We start from the raw sequence: 17,965 nt of genomic DNA on the forward strand, positions 1-17,965 counted from the left end.
CACAAGATCCGGCCGCGAGCTACTGGCCCGTAACGGTTCGGGGGTCGCCCGTTATCCGATTTTGACATAGCGGGCACCCTGAATCGCGCGATCCGAATGGCAAGATGCCGTCATTACACGAGGTCGCGACACTCGAAGGTGTGTGTTCTCGTCGACCTATCGGCTACTCCCTCATCCGCCGGAGGAACCCTCATGACCGCACGCACCACCCGTCGTACCACGGCCGCGCCGTCCCGGATAGCAGCGGTCGGTGCGATCGCGGTCGCCGGCGCCCTGATCCTCACCGGTTGCGGTGACCAGACGAAAAGCAACGGCCCCGCGAAGGCCAACAGCGCTCCCCTGTTCTCCAAGCTGCCCAAGAAGATCCAGGACGCGGGCGTCATCAAGGTCGGCACGAACGCCGAGTACGCGCCCATGGAGTCGACCGACGGCGGCAAGATCGTCGGCGTCGACCCGGATCTGGCCGACGCGCTGGCCAAGCAGCTCGGCGTGAAGTTCGCGTTCACCTCGGGCTCCTTCGACGGCCTGATCACCGCCGTCAACTCCGGCCGCTACGACATCGGCATGTCGTCCATCACGGACAACAAGCAGCGCCAGGAGGGCCTGGACGACAAGGGCAAGAAGCTCGGCCCGGGCGTCGACTTCGTGGACTACTTCACGGCCGGTACGGCCATCTACGTGAAGAAGGGCAACCCCGAGGGCATCAAGGGCATCGAGGACCTCTGCGGCAAGACGGCCGCCGTGCAGCAGGGCACGACCTACGAGACGGCCCTGAAGGACCAGTCCAAGAAGTGCACGGACGCCGGCAAGAAGGCCATCAACATCGAGTCGTTCCAGAACGACACCGAGGCCCAGACCCGTGTGAAGTCCGGCGGAGCGGTGGCCGGCATCAACGACTACCCGGTGGCGGTCGACCTGGCCAACAAGGCCGACGGCGGCAAGGCCTTCGAGGTCATCAACAAGCAGTACGACGCCGGCCCGTTCGGCATCGTACTGAACAAGGACAACACCCAGCTCCGTGACGCGCTGAAGGACGCCGTCGACGCCATCATCAAGGACGGCTCGTACCAGAAGGTGCTGGAGAAGTGGGGCGCCCAGTCCGGCGCGATCGAGCAGTCCGCGATCAACGGCGGCAAGTAAGCCGAGCGCACCACTGAAGGGCAGTCACGTGACTGACAATCTCGACAAGTCCGCCTCGGACACCCCGCCTCCGGGCGACACGGTGCCCCAGAGCGGGACCTCCGGGCCGGCCCCGGAGACCATCAAGGCGATCCCCGTCCGGCACTACGGACGTTGGGTCAGCGGCGTCATCGTCGTCGCGCTCCTGGTGGCGCTCGGCGTCGCGTTCTCGCAGGGCAACATCCAGTGGCACACGGTCGGCGACCAGCTCTTCGTGTCCACCGTCGTCCAGGGCGCCGGCCGCACGCTGCTGATCAGCATCCTCGCCATGATCGTGGGTGTGGTGCTGGGCGTCGTCCTCGCGGTGATGCGGCTCTCGAAGAACCCGGTGACCAGCACGGTCGCGTGGCTGTACATCTGGTTCTTCCGCGGCACGCCGGTCTACGTCCAGCTCCTGCTGTGGTTCAACCTGGCGCTGATCTTCCCCGTTCTGAATCTCGGGCCGATCTACAAGAACAACATGACGGACGTCATGACTCCGTTCATGTGCGCCCTGCTGGGTCTCGGTCTCAACGAGGCCGCGTACATGGCCGAGATCTGCCGCGCCGGCCTGCTGGCCGTCGACGAGGGCCAGACGGAGGCCGCGCAGGCCCTGGGCATGAGCCACACCAAGACGCTGGCGCGGATCGTGATCCCGCAGGCCATGCGCGTGATCGTGCCGCCGACCGGCAACGAGTTCATCAACATGCTGAAGACCTCGTCGCTGGTGTACGCGGTCACGTACAACGAGCTGCTGCGCTCCACCTCGGCGATCGGCTCCACGTCGTACGCCGTCATGGAGATGCTGTTCGTCGCCTCCATCTGGTACCTGGCCATGACCAGCGTGTTCAGCGTCTTCCAGTACTACCTGGAGCGCTACTACGCACGCGGTTCCAGCCGCAGCCTGCCGCCGACGGTCTTCCAGAAGATCAAGGCGAACATGCTCGGGCTCGGCAGTGAGAGGGGCAAGGCATGACCGCGATGGTGAAGTCGGAGGGCGTGCACAAGTCCTTCGGCCCGGTGGAGGTCCTCAAGGGCATCGACCTGGAGGTGAACACCGGTGAGGTGTTCTGCCTGATCGGCCCGTCCGGCTCCGGCAAGTCGACCTTCCTGAGGTGCATCAACCACCTTGAGAAGATCAGCGCCGGCCGGCTGTACGTCGACGGCGACCTGGTCGGCTACCGCCAGAAGGGCGACAAGCTCTACGAGCTCAAGGACAGCGAAGTCGCTCTGAAGCGCCGGGACATCGGCATGGTCTTCCAGCGCTTCAACCTGTTCCCGCACATGACGGCCGTGGAGAACGTCATGGAAGCGCCGATCCAGGTGAAGGGCACGAAGAAGTCGGACGCCCGGGACCGCGCGATGGAACTGCTCGATCGCGTCGGCCTGTCCGACAAGGCGAAGAACTACCCCTCGCAGCTGTCCGGCGGCCAGCAGCAGCGCGTGGCGATCGCCCGCGCGCTGGCGATGGACCCGAAGCTGATGCTCTTCGACGAGCCGACCTCGGCCCTGGACCCGGAGCTGGTCGGTGACGTCCTCGACGTCATGCGCGATCTCGCCGAGTCCGGTATGACGATGGTCGTCGTCACGCACGAGATGGGCTTCGCCCGTGAGGTCGGCGACAGCCTGGTCTTCATGGACGGCGGTGTGGTCGTCGAGTCCGGCAACCCGCGTGACGTCCTGACGGACCCGCAGCACGAGCGCACGAAGTCGTTCCTGTCGAAGGTCCTCTGACCGGGACGTCGGCACTCCTGAGCGCAGGGAAAAGGGGCGGTACGGGTCTCCCGTACCGCCCCTTCCTCGTGCCCCCGTTCCCGGACGAGGTCCTCCGCCTCGTCGCGATTGCCGCGCGCAGACAGGCTCCCCCGAGCTCTCGGCTTCGCTCGAGCAGGGGGCACCCCCAGCGGAACAGCGCCGATCGTCCGCCCTCCACGAAAGCGTGCAGAGCGGCTTCCTCGCCGCGCGTCATCCCGCCCCCTTCCCGGCCCGCGCTCGCGGACCGTCTCACCCTTCCAGTGCGGCGGAGGGTGCCGCAGGACGCACCGGAGGCGGTACGGATTCTCCGTACCGCCCCAACAGGCCGTGCGCCTCGACAGAACGTCCGGGTGGCCTACTTGACCGCGAGCACCAGCGCGTCCGAGGGGGAGCGCCACACCGGCCGGGCCTCCCCGAAGCCCTGCTCGCGCAGCACGCGCGCGTGCCAGTCGGCGGAGGGGGTGTCCCCGTCTGCGTGCTCGCCGTAGATCTCGAAGCGACGGGCGGTGGGTCCGGCGAGGACCGGGTCCTGGGCGGCCACCTCCCACCATTCGGCCCAGTCGAGGGCGCCGTCCTTCCTGGCCCGGTCCATGCGGGCGTGCCGCTGGGCGCGCTCGGCCGCGTTGATCCGGGGGGTCGTCTCGTCGATCATGTGGTCGGCGTTCATGAACACACCGCCGTCGCGGACGATTTGGGCGATCTGACCGTAGAGGACGGCGAGGGGTTCGCGGTGCAGCCAGTGCAGGGCCGTGGCGGTCAGCACGGCGTCGTACGTGTCGTACGGCAGCGAGGCGCGCCACCGCGGGTCCTTGAGGTCGGCCGTGACGAAGGCGACCCGGTCGTCGCCGGCGAAGGTGCCCTCGGCGATGGCGAGGAGGGCGGGGTCGAGGTCGACGCCCGTGCTGGTGGCTCCGGGGAGGCGGGCGAGCAGCCGGGCGGTGACGGTGCCGGTGCCGCAGGCGAGGTCGAGGACGCGGGGCGCGGGTCCGACGAGGGCCTCGACCATGTCGAGCATCACCCGGAAGCGGTCCTCGCGGTCCGGCATGTACCACTCCTGCTGCCGGTCCCAGCTCCGCTGCCAGGCGTTCCAGTCGGTTCCGGTGCCGATGGCCATGAAGCCCCTCCTCCAGTCGACCACGTAATACCCTGTAAGCGCGATCGTCTGTTACCTGACCGCCGTCCCGACGATAGAGCGCCTCCGTAAGGACTACAAGTGGAACTGGCCTATTACTCGGACTATGCCGTCCGCCTCGTCAACACCGAGGAACCGGCCCGGGGCAAGGACTCGTTGACCTCCGTCGAGGCCGTCCGTGACCTGTTCGGGGGCAACTCCTCGGCGGCCCGCCGCGCCGCGGAGGCGGACGTCACCCGCTTCCGTTCGGTACGGGGGCGGCTGCGCGCGGTCTTCGAGGCGGCGGACGGCGGCGAGGAGACCCTCGCGGTGGACCTGCTGAACTCGCTGCTCCTCGAGTTCCCGGTGAGCCCGCAGATCTCGGGGCACGACCACCGTGACGACGACGGCCGCCCGCTGTGGCACATGCACCTGGCGGACCACCCGTCGAACGCGACCGCGGGCTACGCGGCGATCGCGGCGATGGGCCTCGCCTTCCATCTGACCGAGTACGGCGTGGACCGCCTCGGCCTGTGCGAGGCAGCCCCGTGCCGCAACGCCTACCTGGACACCTCGACCAACCGCTCCCGGCGCTACTGCTCGGACCGCTGCGCGACCCGCGCCAACGTCGCCGCCTACCGCGCGCGCAAACGCCTGGCGGCGGACCGCACGGGAAGCACCGGCCTGGCCGCCACCAGCGCCCAGCGGACGACGGCGAACGGCGAACGCTGACCCGCCTTCGGCGGCCTGAACCGGAACCGCACCTTCCCGAGGACCAGTTCCTCGGGAACGGTTCCGTAGTCGGTGCTGTCCCCGCCCGCGAACGCGTTGTCCCCGAGCACCCACCAGCCGCCCTCACGCCGCTCCGCGATCCGCTTCACGACGAGCAGGTCCTGCTGGAAAGGATGCCGCAGGACGACGACATCGCCCGGCCCCACCCGCGCGCCCCACTGAACGACGAGCCGATCCCCGTGCTGGAGTGTGGGCACCATCGAAGGGCCCGTCACCTCCGCCGCCCCGAACGGCAGCAGAGCCTTCCCCCGCTCGGTCTCCTGCGACAGCTCCGGCATCACCGGCACCTCCCCGGTCCTATCCTCCACCAGTCCCAGTTTCACCCCGGACTTTTGTCCTAAGCCCATGGGGGCACTCGCGAAAACGCCTCTCCTACGGAGTAATGTCCCACCTGAGAAGACGATCACGAGGAAGGACAGCTCAATGCTCTCCCGCCTGTTTGCCCCCAAGGTCAAGGTCAGCGCGCACTGCGACCTGCCCTGCGGCGTGTACGACCCTGCCCAGGCCCGCATCGAGGCGGAGTCGGTGAAGGCCGTCCAGGACAAGATGGCCGGCAACGACGACCCGCTTTTCCAGGCTCGCGCCACCGTCATCAAGGAGCAGCGCGCCGAGCTCGCCAAGCACCACGTGTCGGTGCTCTGGAGCGACTACTTCAAGCCCCCGCACTTCGAGAAGTACCCGGAGCTGCACCAGCTGGTCAACGACGCGCTCAAGGCCCTCTCGGCCGCGAAGGCGTCCACCGACCCGGCGACGGGCCAGAAGGCGCTGGACTACATCGCCCAGATCGACAAGATCTTCTGGGAGACCAAGAAGGCCTGACCTTCGTCCGGGCCGTCCGAACCGCGCTTGCGCGGATCGCGTCGCCCGCTTGTCCGCACCCGGCCCGTCGGGCCGCCGTTCTCGGCGTCCCGACGGGCCGGGTGCGGACTGCTTTCCTGGGGCCGTCGGTGTATCTCGGTCACACGGGCAGTTGGCGCATCTCGATCACACGCAGGCCCAGTGCCTGGAAGCGGGTGAGCAGTCCATACAGATGGGCGTCGTCGATCACGGTTCCGAAGAACAGGGTCTGTTCCTTCGTACGTACCCTGTCGAGTTCGGCGAAGGCCGAGGCGAGCGTGTCCGAAACAAGGCCGGCGATGCGGAATTCATAGCGCATACGAGCACTTCCCTCGGGGCCGGGGCGCGGGGTCCGCTGCGATCCCCTGCCATCGTCGGTCCCGCGCACCGATGTGGCATCCCCCGGTGCGGGCGACATCCGCCCAGCTCGGAACGCTCCCGCTCACACCCTCGCCCCTCCACCTTCCACCCATGCCCCGGCGCCTCGCCCTCCGGGCGGGGAAAAAGACCGAAAAAGGGTGAGCGGGCGGCCCCCGGCGCGGGGCCCTCACCTTCGGCGGGTGATGCGGGTGATCGCTCGGGCGGCGAACCTTGAGGGGCGGGTCCGCGTTCCGCCGGCCCCGGGACCGCCTCGGAGGATGTCCGATGAACGCTCTCGCGGCAGCCGGCCGAGGCGTCTCCGTGCGCACCGGCCGTGCCGCGTTCCGCCGTCGGCGGCGATTGCGCGCGGGCCTCCTCCAACTGGTGTTCATCGCCGTCGGACTGGGCCTCGGTCTGGTCGTCCCGGAGTTCACCCGGGGGCCCGTGCTGCCGTCCCGCCAAGTGTCCGAGATGCTGCTCGCGACCGGTTTCGGGGTGCTCGGCGCGGCCACCGTCATCTTCTCCGTGCTGTTCCTGGTGGTTCAGTGGGCGGCCACCACCTTCACGCCACGGCTCACCCTGTTCCGGGACGCGCCGATCGTGTGGCGGACGTTCGCCTTCGCCGTCGGGACGACCGTCTTCTGTGCCACCGCGGCCCTGACCGTCGCCGACCGGAACAAGGTCTCGGTGGTCGTGCCCGTCAGTGCGGGCGTCCTGCTGCTCCTGTTGCTGACGCTGCTGCGCAACCTCCTGCTGCAGGCCGTCGCCGCGATCCAGCTGGCCCCGGTGCTCGGCTCCATCTCCGAACGGGGCGGGCACAACCTCGACGTCCTCTACGCGAGCGGGCCGGGAGATACCGGAGATCCGGGAGATCCCGCCGCTCCGGACCGGCTGCGGTCGACGGTCAGCTGGCCGGAGGCGGGCGCCGTGCTGCAACGCGTGAACGTGGGTGTGCTGGCGCGCGCGGCCCGTGCGGCGAACGCGGTCGTCGTACTGCGGGTGACCCCCGGCACCACCCTGCGGTACGGCACCACCGTCGCCGAGGTGTACGACGGCGAACTGCCCTCCTCCGCCGTGCTGCGCGGCCTGGAGACCGGCGCCGAGCGGGTCTTCGACCAGGACGCCGGACTCGCCTTCCGGCTGCTCGCCGACATCGCCCTCAGGGCCCTGTCCCCCGCGGTCAACGACCCCGCCACGGCGGTGCAGGCGCTGGACGCCATGGAGGATCTGCTGCGCAGGCCGGTTCCCGCGCGGGCCCGGCCGCGTACGGTCGCCGACCGTACGGGCACCTTGCGCGTCGTCGTGCCGCTGCCTGGGTGGGAGGACTTCCTGCGGACCGCCCTCGACGACGTGATCCCGGCGGCCCGGAACTCCCCGATGGTCCTCATCCGCCTCCGGACACTGCTGAAGGACCTGCGCGACGGGGGCCACGACCACGCCGACGCGCCGCTCAGCCGCCGCCTGGCCTGGGTGGACGAAGAACTCGGCGCCCGTTTCTCCCGGCTGCGGGACGCCCTCGCGGAGGAGCGCGAGGAGCACGAGAAGCACCCGGACGGCGGATGAGCGGGGCGCCGAGCGGGCCGGGGACCCGACCGGCCCCCTCGCCCGGAAGCCCGTGGCGGCGGATCCGCGAGCTCACCCGCGAAGGGTGATCCGGCGGGGCGGGGGGTGACCGCACTCTGGAGCCGAAGCAAGACGCCACGCGTCAGAGAGGGCACCGCTCATGGCCTGCATCCAGCGGCAGATCCGGCCCGTGCCGGGCGTGCCGCGCCCCGGGCCCGTCCGCCACGGCCCGGAGGACCCCGAACGGTCCTTCGCGTCGCCCTGGCCCCCGGGACCCGCGCGGCGCACGCCGTCGACGCAGCCCCTGCCGCCCCCGGACGACGCCGGGAACGTCGCACCGATCACGCCGATCACACCGGACGACGTCGTCACGACGCGCCCCGTGTGTTCGGGGGGCCCTGCTCGCCCCCCGCCTTCGAGCGTCTGTCCGCCGACGGACCGCGCACCACCGTCCGGCACACCACCGCGCTCTGCGCACCGAACCGCCAGGCCCTGCTGACCGGCCGCAACCCCCCGCCGGCCGGGCCCGGGCGGAATCCCCGAGATCGCGACCCGGCGCCCGGCGACAGTTCGATCCGCCCGACACCAAGGCAACGCTCGCGGAGATGTCGCACAACCGACAGGAGTTCGACCATGAACGGCTCGACGCTCGATCTGGCAGCGGACTACCCCCTGCTGAACGTCTTCTGGACCACGATGTGGTTCTTCCTCTGGATCCTCTGGTTCATGCTGCTCTTCCGGGTCATCGGGGACATCTTCCGCGATGACGCGCTGAGCGGCTGGGGCAAGGCGGGCTGGTGCGTCTTCGTCGTCATCCTGCCCTTCCTGGGCATCTTCGTGTACCTGATCGCGCGGGGCCGCGGTATGGGCGAGCGCGAGATGAAGCGCGTCCAGAGGAGCCAGGAAGACATGAATTCCTACATCCGTGAGACCGCCGGGACCACCGGCAAGGCCGACGAACTGGCGAAGCTCGCGGACCTCAAGAGCCACGGTCACATCACGGCCGAGGAGTTCGAACAGGCCAAGGCCAAGGTCCTCGCCGCCTGACGGCACGGACACCCCCGCGCACGCACGACCGCCGCCGTCCCCCGGGCCAGTGATCCCCCGGGGGACGGCGGGCCGTGTGCCCGGAAAGGTTCGGGGCCCTGCTGTCGGTGGCGCGTGCCATTCTGGGGATGTGGGAAATCCCGGACGCCTCGAAGACCTGGTCCGGTTGCGGCAGGCGCGCGACCGGATGAACCGCGAGTACGCGGAGCCGTGGGACATGGCCACGCTCGCGCGCACCGCGCTGATGTCGCCCGGACACTTCCAGCGGAGCTTCAGGGAGGCCTTCGGCGAGACGCCGTACACCTATCTGATGACCCGCCGGATCGAGCGCGCGAAGGCTCTGCTGCGGCGCGGCGACCTCACGGTGACCGAGGTGTGCTTCGCCGTGGGCTGTACCTCGCTCGGTTCGTTCAGCTCGCGGTTCACGGAGCTGGTGGGCGAGACCCCGAGCGCGTACCGGGCGCGCCCGCACGACCACGGCGCCCCCATTCCGTCCTGCGTGACCCGCCGGCTGACCCGCCCGGCCCGCCACCGCAACCCGGAGGCGGAACCCGGCACGCGTCTTTAGGGGCTGCCGTCCGGCTCAGCGCGCCCACCGCGCTCGCGACCCCCCGCGTCCTTCGGCGCTGCGTCCGGTGCGAGCGTCCTTCGGTGCTGCGTCCGGTACACGCGGCGGACGCCTGAGCCGCCGGACAGCCCTTAGGTTGGACGCATGGATCTGAAACTCTCCCAGTGCTTCATCTCCGTCGACGACCACGACAAGGCGCTCGCCTTCTACCGTGACGTGCTGGGCCTGGAGGTCCGGGGCGACGTCGGGTTCGAGGGAATGCGGTGGGTCACCGTGGGCTCACCGCTCCAGCCGGACGTGGAGATCGTCCTGGAACCCCCGGCGGCGGACCCTGACGCGTCTCCCGCGGACAAGCAGGCCATGGCCGAGCTGCTGGCCAAGGGGATGCTGCGCGGTGTGATCTTCTCGACGAGCGACTGCGACGAGCTCTTCGAGCGCGTCCGCGCCTCGGGCGCCGACGTCCTCCAGGAGCCCGTGGACCAGCCCTACGGCCTGCGGGACTGCGCCTTCCGCGACCCGGCGGGCAACCTCCTGCGCTTCGCGGAGAAACGAGCCACCGCCTGACCGGACCACCCCGACGACTCGGCGCGACACCGGCACCGGCACCGGCACCGGCACCGGTCGGCCCCCGCCTGCACCGGGGGCCCGGGGCAGCCGGGACCGGGGCGGCGGGAGGCCGGGATCTCGCGGGAGTGACACTACGTCCGTGTGCTCCGCCGGCCCGATCCGCCCGCGGAGCGAACCGTCCGAACGCCTTCGAGGAGTCACCCGTGCCGTCTGCGCGCCCCCGCGTCCTGTTCGTCAGCGACCTGGCCTATCCGGCCAAGGGGCGGCGGTACTGCGACGAGGACATCGTCCTGACCTCGCGGCTGCGCGAGGAGTTCGACATCGCCGTGTGCCACCCGCTGGACGCCGCCGCGCTGATGACCGGCTTCGACGCCGTGGTCGTACGCAACAGCGGACCGGTCCTGCACTACCAGGCCGCGTACGACGCCTTCCGGGAACGGGCGCTCGCGGAGGGCGTCCGGGTCTACAACCAGCTTTCGGGCAAGGGGGACATGGCCGGCAAGGGGTACCTGCTGGAGCTGACCGCCGCCGGGTTCCCGGTCATCCCCACCGTCGACCGCGCACCGGACCTGGACCGGCTGCCCGAGGCCGACATGTATGTCGTGAAGCCGAAGCAGGGCGCGGACTCCATCGGCCTGGAGTTCGTGACGCGGGAGAACCTCGCCGGGCTGCCGTTCGGCGACATCCTCGTCCAGCCGCGCATCGACTTCCGGTACGAGGTGTCGTTCTACTTCGTCGACCACACCCTCCAGTACTCCCTCCACGCGCCCGACCCGGAGCGGCGGTGGGCCCTGGAGCCGTACGAACCGACCGCCGAGGACCGGGAGTTCGCACAGCGTTTCGTCGAGTGGAACGACATCGCCCACGGCATCCAGCGCGTGGACGCCTGCCGGGCCCCCGGCGGCGAGCTCCTCCTCGTCGAGCTGGAGGACCTCAACCCGTATCTCTCCCTGGACGTCCTTTCCCCCGAGGCCCGGGACGCCTTCGTCGCGCGGATGAAGACGTCGTTGCGCGCCCTGATCACCCAGGAAACGGTATGAGCCGTACCGACCGTCCGGCGGGGAGAGTGCCGATGCCCGAACGACCGGTCATCCGGTGGACCCACGTCTTCGTCGACCGGCCGGCGGCGGATCTCTCGGCGGCCCTCGGCTTCTGGACGTCGGTCACCGCCACGAAGCTGTCCGAACCGCGCGGCGACCGAGGCGAGTTCGTAACGCTGCTGCCTGGCGAAGGGGACGCGTTCCTGAAGGCGCAGGGCGTCCGGGAGGGCGCCGGGGGCGCTCATCTGGACCTGTCCGTGGAGGACGTACCGGCGCTGGTGGAGTCGTCCCTGCGGCTGGGTGCCGAGGTCGTCGCGGAGCACGAAGGGTGGGCCGTACTGCGCTCACCCGGCGGGCAGTTGTTCTGCGCGGTGCCCTGGCAAGGGCAGTCCGCGCGGCCGCCGGTGGTCGAGGGACCGGGCGGTACGACGAGCCGGCTCGACCAGGTGAGCATCGACCTGGCGCCGGGCGCGTACGACGCCGAGATCGCCTTCTGGAGCGAGCTCACCGGATGGGAGTCCCACCCCGGCGCGCTCCCGGAGTTCCACCTGGTCAGGCCGCCCGCCGGGCTGCCGCTGCGCATCCTGCTGCAACGCCTCGGCACCGACCGCCCCACCGCCGCCCATCTGGACCTCGCCTGCTCGGACGTAGAAGGCGTCCGGGCGCAGCACGAAGCCCTCGGGGCGACGGCGGTCGGCCGGGGCGCGCGCTGGACGGTCATGCGGGACCCGGTCGGCGGTGTCTACTGCCTGACCGGCCGCGATCCAGCGACGGGCAGCCTGCCCTAGGGGCGGGTCGCGACCACGCAGAGGACGGGCCCCCCGCGCGCCGCCTCGGGGCAGGGCCACGCCGAGACCTGGGCGGAGATCAGCGGGGCCGGGGTGTCGCGGCCGTCACGGCCGTCCTGCTCGGAGGTGTACCAGCCGGTGGGCGGTGCCGGCTCCGAAGAGGCCTGGAGCCAGAGCGTGAGGGCGCCGGCGCCGGCCACGGTGACCGCCCACACCACCAGGACCCGGCGCCATATCCGGCGTCGCTCATCGTCCGCGCTCACGCCGAAGCCGCCCCGCCCCGGACCCAGACCTCCGTGTCCACGACGGCCTCCACCGGGATCGGCCCGTAGATGTGCGGGAACTCCTCGCCGCCGGGTGCCATCGCCTCGAAGCGGACCGGCACCGTGAGCCGTTCGGCGTCGACGACGAGGACCACGAGTTCGTCGGGGCCGGCGTAGGAGCCGTACACCATGGCTGCCACGGCGGGGAGTTGGTGGCGCAGCGAGCAGTGGATGAAGCCCTCCTCCTGGAGGGTCCGGCCGCGGGTGGACATCTCGAAGACGCCGGACGCGCGGGCCGCGTCCCACACGGAGCGCTCGGTCAGGTGCAACAGGGGTTCGGACATACGGCGAACGCTACGACCTCAGCCGGGCCGCGCGCGCCTCCAAATAGCGCCGTTCGGGGAGGCTGAGGGTCTTGGCGGCCGCCGACGCGTAGGAGTCCCGGGCGCCGGCCGGGTCACCCGCGCGCTCCAGCAGATGACCGCGGACCGCGTCCAGCCGGTGACCGGCGGCCGACGCGCCCTCCAGCCGGTCGAGTTCGGCGAGGGCGTCGCGCGGCCCGTGCACCATGGCCACGGCGACCGCGCGGTTGAGGCGTTCGACGGGGCCGGGGACCCGGCGGACGAGGACGTCGTAGAGCCCAAGGATCTCGGTCCAGTCCGTCGCCTCCGGCGAGGCCGCCTCGTCGTGGACCGCGGCGATCGCGGCCCGGAGCCCGTAGGGGCCCGCCGGCCCCCGTGCGAGCGCCTTGGTCACCAGGGCCACGCCCTCCTCGACGGCCGCCCTGTCCCAGCGGGTGCGGTCCTGTTCGTCGAGGGGGACGAGTTCCCCGTGCGGCCCGGTCCGCGCGGCCCGCCGGGCGTCGGTCAGCAGCATCAGCGCGAGCAGGCCGGTCACCTCGCCGTCGTCGGGCAGCAGCCGGTGCACCGTGCGGGTCAACCGGATGGCCTCGCGGGCGAGTTCGGCCCGTTGGAGTGCCGTGCCGGAGGTCGCCGTATAACCCTCGTTGAAGATCAGGTAGAGGGTGTGCAGGACGGCGGGGAGCCGTTCCTCCCAGTGGTCGGGGCGGCCGAAACCGACACCCCGCACCCGCTGCTTGGCCCGGCTGATGCGCTGGGCCATGGTGGCCTCGGGCACCAGGTACGCCCGCGCGATCTCCGCCGTGGTCAGTCCGCCGACCGCGCGCAGGGTGAGCGCGATCTGTCCGGCCGGGGGCAGATCGGGGTGGCAGCACAGGAAGAGGAGGGAGAGCGTGTCGTCCTCCGACGGGGCGCGGTCCGCACCCGGGGGCGGCGCCGTGAACGCGTCCCGCGGCGTCAGCGCCGCCGCCTTCTCCTCCCGCAGCCGCCGCGCCTCCTCCGCGCGCAGGGCGTCGACGAGCCGCCGCGAGGCGACCTTGATGAGCCAGCCGCGCGGGTTGTCCGGAACACCCCTCACGGGCCACTGTCCGGCGGCCGCGAGCAGCGCCTCCTGCGTGGCGTCCTCGGCCGCGTCGAAATGCCCGTAGCGGCGGACGAGCGCGCCGAGGACCTGCGGCGCGTGGCGGCGCAGCAGGTCCTCGGCCCCGGTCGTCCCTCTCATCCCGCTCAGATGTCCCCGGCACCGTCCTGGATGCGCCGGATGACCACCGGGTACTCGGTGAGACCCTCGGGACCCGGGCAGCGGGTGACCCGTTCGGCGATCTCCGTGACCCTCTCCAGGCTCGCGCAGTCGACCACCCAGTAGCCGGCCATCAGTTCCTTGGTCTCGCTGTACGGGCCGTCGGTGATCACGGCCTTGCCGTCGGGTCCCCTGCTCACCAGGCGGGCCTGCGCGGGTTCGGTCAGCCCCTGCGCGTCGACCAGTTCACCCGATTCGGAGAGGTCGTCGCTGATCGCGCCCATGTAGGCGTACATGGCCCGCAGTTCCTGCTCGTTCCAGGCCGGCGCATGCGCGGACGCCGTGCCCCGCATGCTCTCGTAGTCGGCCTGTGTGCCCTGCACCATCACCAGGTACTTCATGAGTCCGCTCCTTCGGCTTCCTCGGCTCGGACCACCCGTGGCGGGCGGCTCTCACAGGGGACGTCGGAGCCGGCCCTCGCTTCTCTACACATCTCGACCCGGCGGCGTCCGGTGCGTCAGGATTTCTCCGCGGCGGGCTCCTCCGGCAGATCCTGTCCCTCTCCGTCTCCGTGTCCCTGGCCGTGCCCCGGCCCCCGGCCCCGTTCCTGCCCCTGGCCCTGTCCGCGTCCGGGCCGGTCGGCGTACGCCGCGCACTTCGGGTTCCGGCAGGGTCCGGGGCCCCATCTGGGCACCCAGGCCCCCAGGGTCTTGTACCGGTGCACCATCGTGGCGACCGGCTGCCCGCATTCGGGACATACATGCTCATCGGTGCCCATGCACTCAGGGTAGGGCGGCGGACCCACCGCTTCCTGTTGTACGTCCCGGACCTGGACCCGGCAGGGTTCCGGGGCCGGGGCCGGAGCCGGCCCCGGGTCCAGCCCCGGCCTGGCCCCGGGCCAGGCCGGGGCTCTAGTCCTCGGCCCGGACCTGTCGCCCCGGTCGCGGCTCGCGCCACATCGGCCACATCCGCGGACCTTCCGGCAGGTCGAGGGGACGGCCCGTGAGTGCGAAACCGAGCCGTTCGTACAGTGCGCGGCTGCGGGCGTTGCTCGCCTCCAGATAGGCGGCCAGGCCCTCGCGGTCGCAGCGGTCGAGGACCGACTCGATCAGCGCGCCGCCGAGCCCCTCGCCCTGGCGCTCCGGCGCCACCCCGATCATCCACAGGTACGCGTGGGCGCGCCCCTCGGGGTGGATGTCCGCCGTCAGCCGGCCGATCAGCTCGACCCGCTCGTTGTCCGGGTCGACAGCCGCGCGCAGCCGCGCCGGACCGTCCTCGTCCGCGCCGCCATCCTCGCCCTCGCCCTCATGCTTCCCGGCGGGGACGGACAGCCACAGGGCGCACGCCGAACCGTCCTCGGCCAGATCGATCCGCCCCTCGGCGAGCACGACATCGGTGAACGCCGCCATCAGCCCGGGGTGCGTCGCGCGGCGGTGCGCCGGGTCCGGGAAGACCCAGTTGCTCACCGGATCGTCCTGAAAAGCGTCGTCCAGCAGCCGGACGACCAGCTCCCGGTCCGCCTCGCCCGCCACCCGGATCGCCACACCCATGACCAGCCCCGCCCTTCGCCCCAACCAGCCTCGACCGTAAGGCGGTTGAGCCTATTACGCCCAAGAGACGGCCCACCGCCCACCGGGGGGGTGCCCGAGGGCCGTGGGCAAGGGTGCGGGCCCCGCGCGCCGTGGGGACGCGCGGGGCCCGCCCTCCGGAGCCGGGCTCCGTACGGATGTCAGGTTCCGTGCGGTGCCCGGGGTTCCGGGGTCGCCGACCGGCCCCCGGGGCCGGTCAGTTGCTGCGCCGGGTGACGAACTCGGCCAGTGCGAGAAGGCCGCCCGCCGCCTCGGGTGCGGGCACCGCACGGGACAGTTCGTGCATCGCCCGGGACATCCGGTCGGCCGCCTGGGCCTGTGCCCAGTCGCGCCCGCCCGCCCGCTCGACGGCCAGCGCCGTACGCTCCAACTCCCCTTCCCGGTACGGCGCCGCGTACAGCTCGGCCAGCTCCGTGGCCGCCTCGGTGCCCGAGGTGAGCGCGGCGACCACGGGCAGCGACTTCTTGCGGACGGCGAGGTCCGCCCCGGCCGGTTTGCCGGTGCGGCCCGGGTCACCCCAGATCCCGATCACGTCGTCGATCAACTGGAAGGCGAGACCCGCCTCCCGGCCGAACGCGTCGAGCGCCTCGACGTCCTCGGCGTCCGCCCCCGCGTACAGCCCCCCGATGGCGCAGGCGCTGCCGAGCAGGGCCCCCGTCTTCGCCTCGGCCATGGCGAGGCACTCGTCGAGGGTGACCTCGTCCGGGCCGAGCTTCTCCATGGCCGTGTCCGTGTGCTGTCCGGCGCACAGTTCGACGACGCAGCCCGCGAGCCGCGCGGCGGCCGCCGAGGACGCGCGGTGCGGGTCCTCGGCGAGCAGCCGCATGGCCAGTGCCTGCAAGGCGTCCCCGGCGAGGATCGCGTCGGCGTCGCCGAACACGGTCCAGGCGGTGGGGCGGTGTCTGCGGGTGGCGTCCCGGTCCATCACGTCGTCGTGCAGGAGGGTGAAGTTGTGGATCAGCTCCACCGCGGCGGCCGCCCGTACGGCCGTCTCATGCTGTCCGCCGAGCGCCTGGACCGCGGTCAGGACCAGCGCGGGCCGGATGGCCTTGCCGGCGTTCCCCGCCGCCGGGGTGCCGTCCGCCTGTTCCCAGCCGAAGTGGTACAGCGCGACGCGGCGCATCGAGCCCGGCAGCGAGTCGACGGCCCGGCGCAGCTCGGGGTCGACCCACGCCCGTGCCCGCTCCAGGATGACCGCGGCCTCGGGCGCGTCGGGCGGGTTCGGCGCACCCCCTCTCTCCATGGACCTCCCGCCGTGGCTTCGCCGGTCCGGGGTTCCCGGCGGGCGCCGTCTGCCGGGAATTCCCGCCGGACCCTGCTGCGTCTCCGTCGTCATGCGGTCACCCGCGCGATCTCACCGGAGAGCCGGCTGACGACGGCGCCTGAACGAACACGGGGTGCGCACCCCCGGCGTGGTCCCGCCCCGAGGGACAGGACCACGCCGGACTCCGCTTCGCGGATCGTCACCGCCACCGGCCGATCTCGACGTTCTCCAGGATGCCGAGGGCGTCCGGCACGAGCACCGCGGCCGAGTAGTACGCCGTCACCAGATAGGAGATGACCGCCTGTTCGTTGATTCCCATGAAGCGCACCGACAGGCTCGGCTCGATCTCGTCCGGGATGCCCGCCTGCTGGAGCCCGACCACGCCCTGTTCGGCCTCGCCGGTGCGCATGGCGATGATCGAGGTCGTACGGGCGTCACTGACCGGGATCTTGTTGCACGGGAAGATCGGCACCCCGCGCCAGGTCGGGATGCGGTTGCCGGCCATCTCGATGCTCTCGGGGACGAGTCCGCGCTTGTTCAGCTCGCGGCCGAACGCCGAGATGGCGCGCGGATGGGCGAGGAACAGCTTGGTTCCGCGCCGTCGGCTCAGCAGCTCGTCCATGTCGTCCGGGCTCGGTACGCCGTCGTGCGGCTGGAGCCGCTGGTCGTACTCGCAGTTGTTGAGCATGCCGAACTCGCGGTTGTTGATGAGCTCGTGCTCCTGGCGCTCCTTCAACGCCTCCACGGTGAGCCGCAACTGCTGCTCGGTCTGGTTCATCGGCTGGTTGTAGAGGTCGGCCACGCGCGTGTGCAGGCGCAGGACCGTCTGGGCGATGCTCAGTTCGTACTCGCGCGGGGTGGCCTCGTAGTCCACGAACGTGCCCGGGATGTCCTGCTCCCCGGTGTGGCCGGCCGCGAGGTCGATCTCCTTCTCGCCGTACTTGTTGGTGCGCTGCGACGGAATCGCGCGCAGTTCCTGGAGATGCTCGCGCAGGGACTCGGCGCGCTCCGCCACCTGTTCGAGGTCCTGGCGGGGCAGCGTGAGCACGGTCACCGCCGTCACCGCGCGGGCCGTGTATTCCCAGATGGCCTCCGGGTCGATGAGCGCCTGCTCCCCGAAGTACGCGCCGTCGGCGAGGACGCCGAGCACCGCGTCGTCCCCGTAGGGACCGGTGCCGATCTTCTCCACCTTGCCGTGGGCCAGGAGGAAGACCTCCTCGGCCCGGCTGCCGAACGAGGCCAGCACCTCCCCCGGCGCGAACTCCCGCTGCTGGCACCGCTGGGCGAGCTCGCCCAGCACCTCTTGGTCCTCGTACGACCGCAGCACGGACAGTTCCCCGAGCTCCGCGGGGATGACCTGGACACGGTCGCCGGTCTTGACGAACGTCACCCGGCCGTCGCCGACGGAGTAGCTGAGCCGCCGGTTCACGCGGTACGTGCCACCCTGCACGTTCACCCACGGAAGCATGCGCAGCAGCCACCGCGAGCTGATCTCCTGCATCTGTGGCGCGGACTTGGTGGTGGTGGCCAGGTTCCGCGCGGCGGATGTGCCGAGACTCTGCTGCGGACGGTTCTGCTCCGCGCGGACCTCTTCGCCTACCGACATGAAAATTGCCCTCCCGGTCGTGCACTGATCTTCGGGAGCAAGCCTTCCATCACGGAGT

General features: G+C 71.1%; 22 protein-coding genes. 11 read left to right on the forward strand and 11 right to left on the reverse strand.

Annotated elements, in window-relative coordinates:
• The first annotated feature begins 192 nt into the window (after positions 1-192).
• From ACFYW8_RS14000 to ACFYW8_RS14010, 3 genes are all read left to right on the forward strand, one after another.
• Positions 193-1,140, forward strand: a complete 948-nt coding sequence (locus ACFYW8_RS14000; RefSeq protein ID WP_365875722.1) for an ABC transporter substrate-binding protein — start codon at positions 193-195, stop codon at positions 1,138-1,140.
• Positions 1,141-1,222: 82 nt separating this feature from the next.
• Positions 1,223-2,134 (forward strand): amino acid ABC transporter permease, encoded by a 912-nt coding sequence (locus tag ACFYW8_RS14005; RefSeq protein ID WP_389073962.1) that lies wholly within the window; start codon positions 1,223-1,225, stop codon positions 2,132-2,134.
• Positions 2,131-2,892 carry an amino acid ABC transporter ATP-binding protein gene (locus ACFYW8_RS14010; protein ID WP_365875726.1) on the forward strand — a complete coding sequence of 254 codons (762 nt, stop codon included), beginning with the start codon at positions 2,131-2,133 and terminating at the stop codon, positions 2,890-2,892. The genes ACFYW8_RS14005 and ACFYW8_RS14010 overlap by 4 nt, the downstream gene beginning before the upstream one ends.
• Before the next feature lie 376 nt (positions 2,893-3,268).
• Here the strand turns inward: ACFYW8_RS14010 and ACFYW8_RS14015 are convergent, their stop codons facing one another.
• A complete protein-coding gene (locus ACFYW8_RS14015) occupies positions 3,269-4,027 on the reverse strand; it encodes a class I SAM-dependent methyltransferase (protein ID WP_389072786.1) in 759 nt (252 codons plus the stop codon).
• A 99-nt stretch (positions 4,028-4,126) separates the two neighbouring features.
• Here ACFYW8_RS14015 and ACFYW8_RS14020 point away from each other — a divergent pair, with 99 nt between their 5' ends.
• Entirely contained in the window at positions 4,127-4,756 is a 630-nt protein-coding gene (locus tag ACFYW8_RS14020; protein WP_389072790.1) for a CGNR zinc finger domain-containing protein, read from the forward strand.
• Here ACFYW8_RS14020 and sodX read toward each other — a convergent pair.
• On the reverse strand, positions 4,660-5,094 hold the full coding sequence (gene sodX / locus ACFYW8_RS14025) for a nickel-type superoxide dismutase maturation protease (protein WP_389072793.1): 435 nt from the start codon (positions 5,092-5,094) through the stop codon (positions 4,660-4,662). The two genes, ACFYW8_RS14020 and sodX, sit on opposite strands and share 97 nt — an antisense overlap.
• 145 nt (positions 5,095-5,239) lie before the next feature.
• On the opposite strand from sodX, the gene sodN reads away from it, so the two are divergent.
• On the forward strand, positions 5,240-5,635 hold the full coding sequence (gene sodN / locus ACFYW8_RS14030; RefSeq protein ID WP_389072797.1) for a superoxide dismutase, Ni: 396 nt from the start codon (positions 5,240-5,242) through the stop codon (positions 5,633-5,635).
• Between the two features lie 139 nt (positions 5,636-5,774).
• Here the strand turns inward: sodN and ACFYW8_RS14035 are convergent, their stop codons facing one another.
• Positions 5,775-5,972 (reverse strand): hypothetical protein, encoded by a 198-nt coding sequence (locus ACFYW8_RS14035; RefSeq protein ID WP_261707949.1) that lies wholly within the window; start codon positions 5,970-5,972, stop codon positions 5,775-5,777.
• 326 nt (positions 5,973-6,298) lie between these two features.
• Here ACFYW8_RS14035 and ACFYW8_RS14040 point away from each other — a divergent pair, with 326 nt between their 5' ends.
• The 6 genes from ACFYW8_RS14040 to ACFYW8_RS14065 all read left to right on the forward strand — a co-directional run bounded on the left by ACFYW8_RS14040 (position 6,299) and on the right by ACFYW8_RS14065 (position 11,586).
• Positions 6,299-7,576: a DUF2254 family protein gene (locus tag ACFYW8_RS14040; RefSeq protein ID WP_389072804.1), complete on the forward strand. Its 1,278-nt coding sequence runs from the start codon at positions 6,299-6,301 to the stop codon at positions 7,574-7,576.
• A gap of 633 nt (positions 7,577-8,209) precedes the next feature.
• Entirely contained in the window at positions 8,210-8,623 is a 414-nt protein-coding gene (locus ACFYW8_RS14045) for an SHOCT domain-containing protein (protein ID WP_389072808.1), read from the forward strand.
• A gap of 187 nt (positions 8,624-8,810) precedes the next feature.
• Positions 8,811-9,191, forward strand: a complete 381-nt coding sequence (locus ACFYW8_RS14050) for a helix-turn-helix transcriptional regulator (protein WP_261708013.1) — start codon at positions 8,811-8,813, stop codon at positions 9,189-9,191.
• A 144-nt stretch (positions 9,192-9,335) separates the two neighbouring features.
• On the forward strand, positions 9,336-9,755 hold the full coding sequence (locus tag ACFYW8_RS14055; protein WP_389072811.1) for a VOC family protein: 420 nt from the start codon (positions 9,336-9,338) through the stop codon (positions 9,753-9,755).
• Between the two features lie 206 nt (positions 9,756-9,961).
• Positions 9,962-10,798 (forward strand): hypothetical protein, encoded by an 837-nt coding sequence (locus tag ACFYW8_RS14060; protein ID WP_365875739.1) that lies wholly within the window; start codon positions 9,962-9,964, stop codon positions 10,796-10,798.
• A gap of 32 nt (positions 10,799-10,830) precedes the next feature.
• Entirely contained in the window at positions 10,831-11,586 is a 756-nt protein-coding gene (locus ACFYW8_RS14065; protein ID WP_389072820.1) for a VOC family protein, read from the forward strand.
• Here the strand turns inward: ACFYW8_RS14065 and ACFYW8_RS14070 are convergent.
• The 8 genes from ACFYW8_RS14070 to ACFYW8_RS14105 form a co-directional block, all read right to left on the reverse strand.
• On the reverse strand, positions 11,583-11,849 hold the full coding sequence (locus ACFYW8_RS14070; RefSeq protein WP_365875743.1) for a hypothetical protein: 267 nt from the start codon (positions 11,847-11,849) through the stop codon (positions 11,583-11,585). The genes ACFYW8_RS14065 and ACFYW8_RS14070 overlap by 4 nt on opposite strands.
• The gene (locus tag ACFYW8_RS14075) at positions 11,846-12,193 is read right to left on the reverse strand and encodes a DUF952 domain-containing protein (protein ID WP_365875745.1); all 348 of its coding nucleotides are present in this window, start codon (positions 12,191-12,193) and stop codon (positions 11,846-11,848) included. The genes ACFYW8_RS14070 and ACFYW8_RS14075 overlap by 4 nt, the downstream gene beginning before the upstream one ends.
• 10 nt (positions 12,194-12,203) lie before the next feature.
• Complete coding sequence (locus ACFYW8_RS14080; RefSeq protein WP_389072828.1) at positions 12,204-13,430, reverse strand: RNA polymerase sigma factor; 1,227 nt, start codon at positions 13,428-13,430, stop codon at positions 12,204-12,206.
• 5 nt (positions 13,431-13,435) lie between these two features.
• Complete coding sequence (locus ACFYW8_RS14085) at positions 13,436-13,849, reverse strand: YciI family protein (RefSeq protein ID WP_365875749.1); 414 nt, start codon at positions 13,847-13,849, stop codon at positions 13,436-13,438.
• Positions 13,850-13,965: 116 nt separating this feature from the next.
• Positions 13,966-14,226 carry a hypothetical protein gene (locus tag ACFYW8_RS14090; RefSeq protein ID WP_389072832.1) on the reverse strand — a complete coding sequence of 87 codons (261 nt, stop codon included), beginning with the start codon at positions 14,224-14,226 and terminating at the stop codon, positions 13,966-13,968.
• Between the two features lie 133 nt (positions 14,227-14,359).
• Entirely contained in the window at positions 14,360-14,998 is a 639-nt protein-coding gene (locus tag ACFYW8_RS14095) for a GNAT family N-acetyltransferase (RefSeq protein WP_389072836.1), read from the reverse strand.
• A 235-nt stretch (positions 14,999-15,233) separates the two neighbouring features.
• Complete coding sequence (locus ACFYW8_RS14100) at positions 15,234-16,280, reverse strand: family 2 encapsulin nanocompartment cargo protein polyprenyl transferase (RefSeq protein WP_389072840.1); 1,047 nt, start codon at positions 16,278-16,280, stop codon at positions 15,234-15,236.
• Positions 16,281-16,500: 220 nt separating this feature from the next.
• The gene (locus ACFYW8_RS14105; RefSeq protein ID WP_365875757.1) at positions 16,501-17,907 is read right to left on the reverse strand and encodes a family 2B encapsulin nanocompartment shell protein; all 1,407 of its coding nucleotides are present in this window, start codon (positions 17,905-17,907) and stop codon (positions 16,501-16,503) included.
• Positions 17,908-17,965: the final 58 nt, after the last annotated feature.

This window comes from Streptomyces sp. NPDC002742 (genome assembly GCF_042888885.1).
Taxonomy (GTDB): domain Bacteria; phylum Actinomycetota; class Actinomycetes; order Streptomycetales; family Streptomycetaceae; genus Streptomyces.

Coding starts and splice junctions, on each gene's coding strand:
- ACFYW8_RS14040 (WP_389072804.1), top strand. CDS start 6,299: ATGAACGCTCTCGCGGCAGCCGGCCGAGGCGTCTCCGTGCGCACCGGC.
- ACFYW8_RS14055 (WP_389072811.1), top strand. CDS start 9,336: ATGGATCTGAAACTCTCCCAGTGCTTCATCTCCGTCGACGACCACGAC.
- ACFYW8_RS14095 (WP_389072836.1), bottom strand. CDS start 14,998: ATGGGTGTGGCGATCCGGGTGGCGGGCGAGGCGGACCGGGAGCTGGTC.
- ACFYW8_RS14015 (WP_389072786.1), bottom strand. CDS start 4,027: ATGGCCATCGGCACCGGAACCGACTGGAACGCCTGGCAGCGGAGCTGG.
- ACFYW8_RS14045 (WP_389072808.1), top strand. CDS start 8,210: ATGAACGGCTCGACGCTCGATCTGGCAGCGGACTACCCCCTGCTGAAC.
- ACFYW8_RS14065 (WP_389072820.1), top strand. CDS start 10,831: ATGCCCGAACGACCGGTCATCCGGTGGACCCACGTCTTCGTCGACCGG.
- ACFYW8_RS14035 (WP_261707949.1), bottom strand. CDS start 5,972: ATGCGCTATGAATTCCGCATCGCCGGCCTTGTTTCGGACACGCTCGCC.
- ACFYW8_RS14000 (WP_365875722.1), top strand. CDS start 193: ATGACCGCACGCACCACCCGTCGTACCACGGCCGCGCCGTCCCGGATA.
- ACFYW8_RS14090 (WP_389072832.1), bottom strand. CDS start 14,226: ATGGGCACCGATGAGCATGTATGTCCCGAATGCGGGCAGCCGGTCGCC.
- sodN (WP_389072797.1), top strand. CDS start 5,240: ATGCTCTCCCGCCTGTTTGCCCCCAAGGTCAAGGTCAGCGCGCACTGC.
- ACFYW8_RS14010 (WP_365875726.1), top strand. CDS start 2,131: ATGACCGCGATGGTGAAGTCGGAGGGCGTGCACAAGTCCTTCGGCCCG.
- ACFYW8_RS14080 (WP_389072828.1), bottom strand. CDS start 13,430: ATGAGAGGGACGACCGGGGCCGAGGACCTGCTGCGCCGCCACGCGCCG.
- ACFYW8_RS14100 (WP_389072840.1), bottom strand. CDS start 16,280: ATGGAGAGAGGGGGTGCGCCGAACCCGCCCGACGCGCCCGAGGCCGCG.
- ACFYW8_RS14085 (WP_365875749.1), bottom strand. CDS start 13,849: ATGAAGTACCTGGTGATGGTGCAGGGCACACAGGCCGACTACGAGAGC.
- ACFYW8_RS14105 (WP_365875757.1), bottom strand. CDS start 17,907: ATGTCGGTAGGCGAAGAGGTCCGCGCGGAGCAGAACCGTCCGCAGCAG.
- ACFYW8_RS14075 (WP_365875745.1), bottom strand. CDS start 12,193: ATGTCCGAACCCCTGTTGCACCTGACCGAGCGCTCCGTGTGGGACGCG.
- sodX (WP_389072793.1), bottom strand. CDS start 5,094: ATGCCGGAGCTGTCGCAGGAGACCGAGCGGGGGAAGGCTCTGCTGCCG.
- ACFYW8_RS14050 (WP_261708013.1), top strand. CDS start 8,811: ATGAACCGCGAGTACGCGGAGCCGTGGGACATGGCCACGCTCGCGCGC.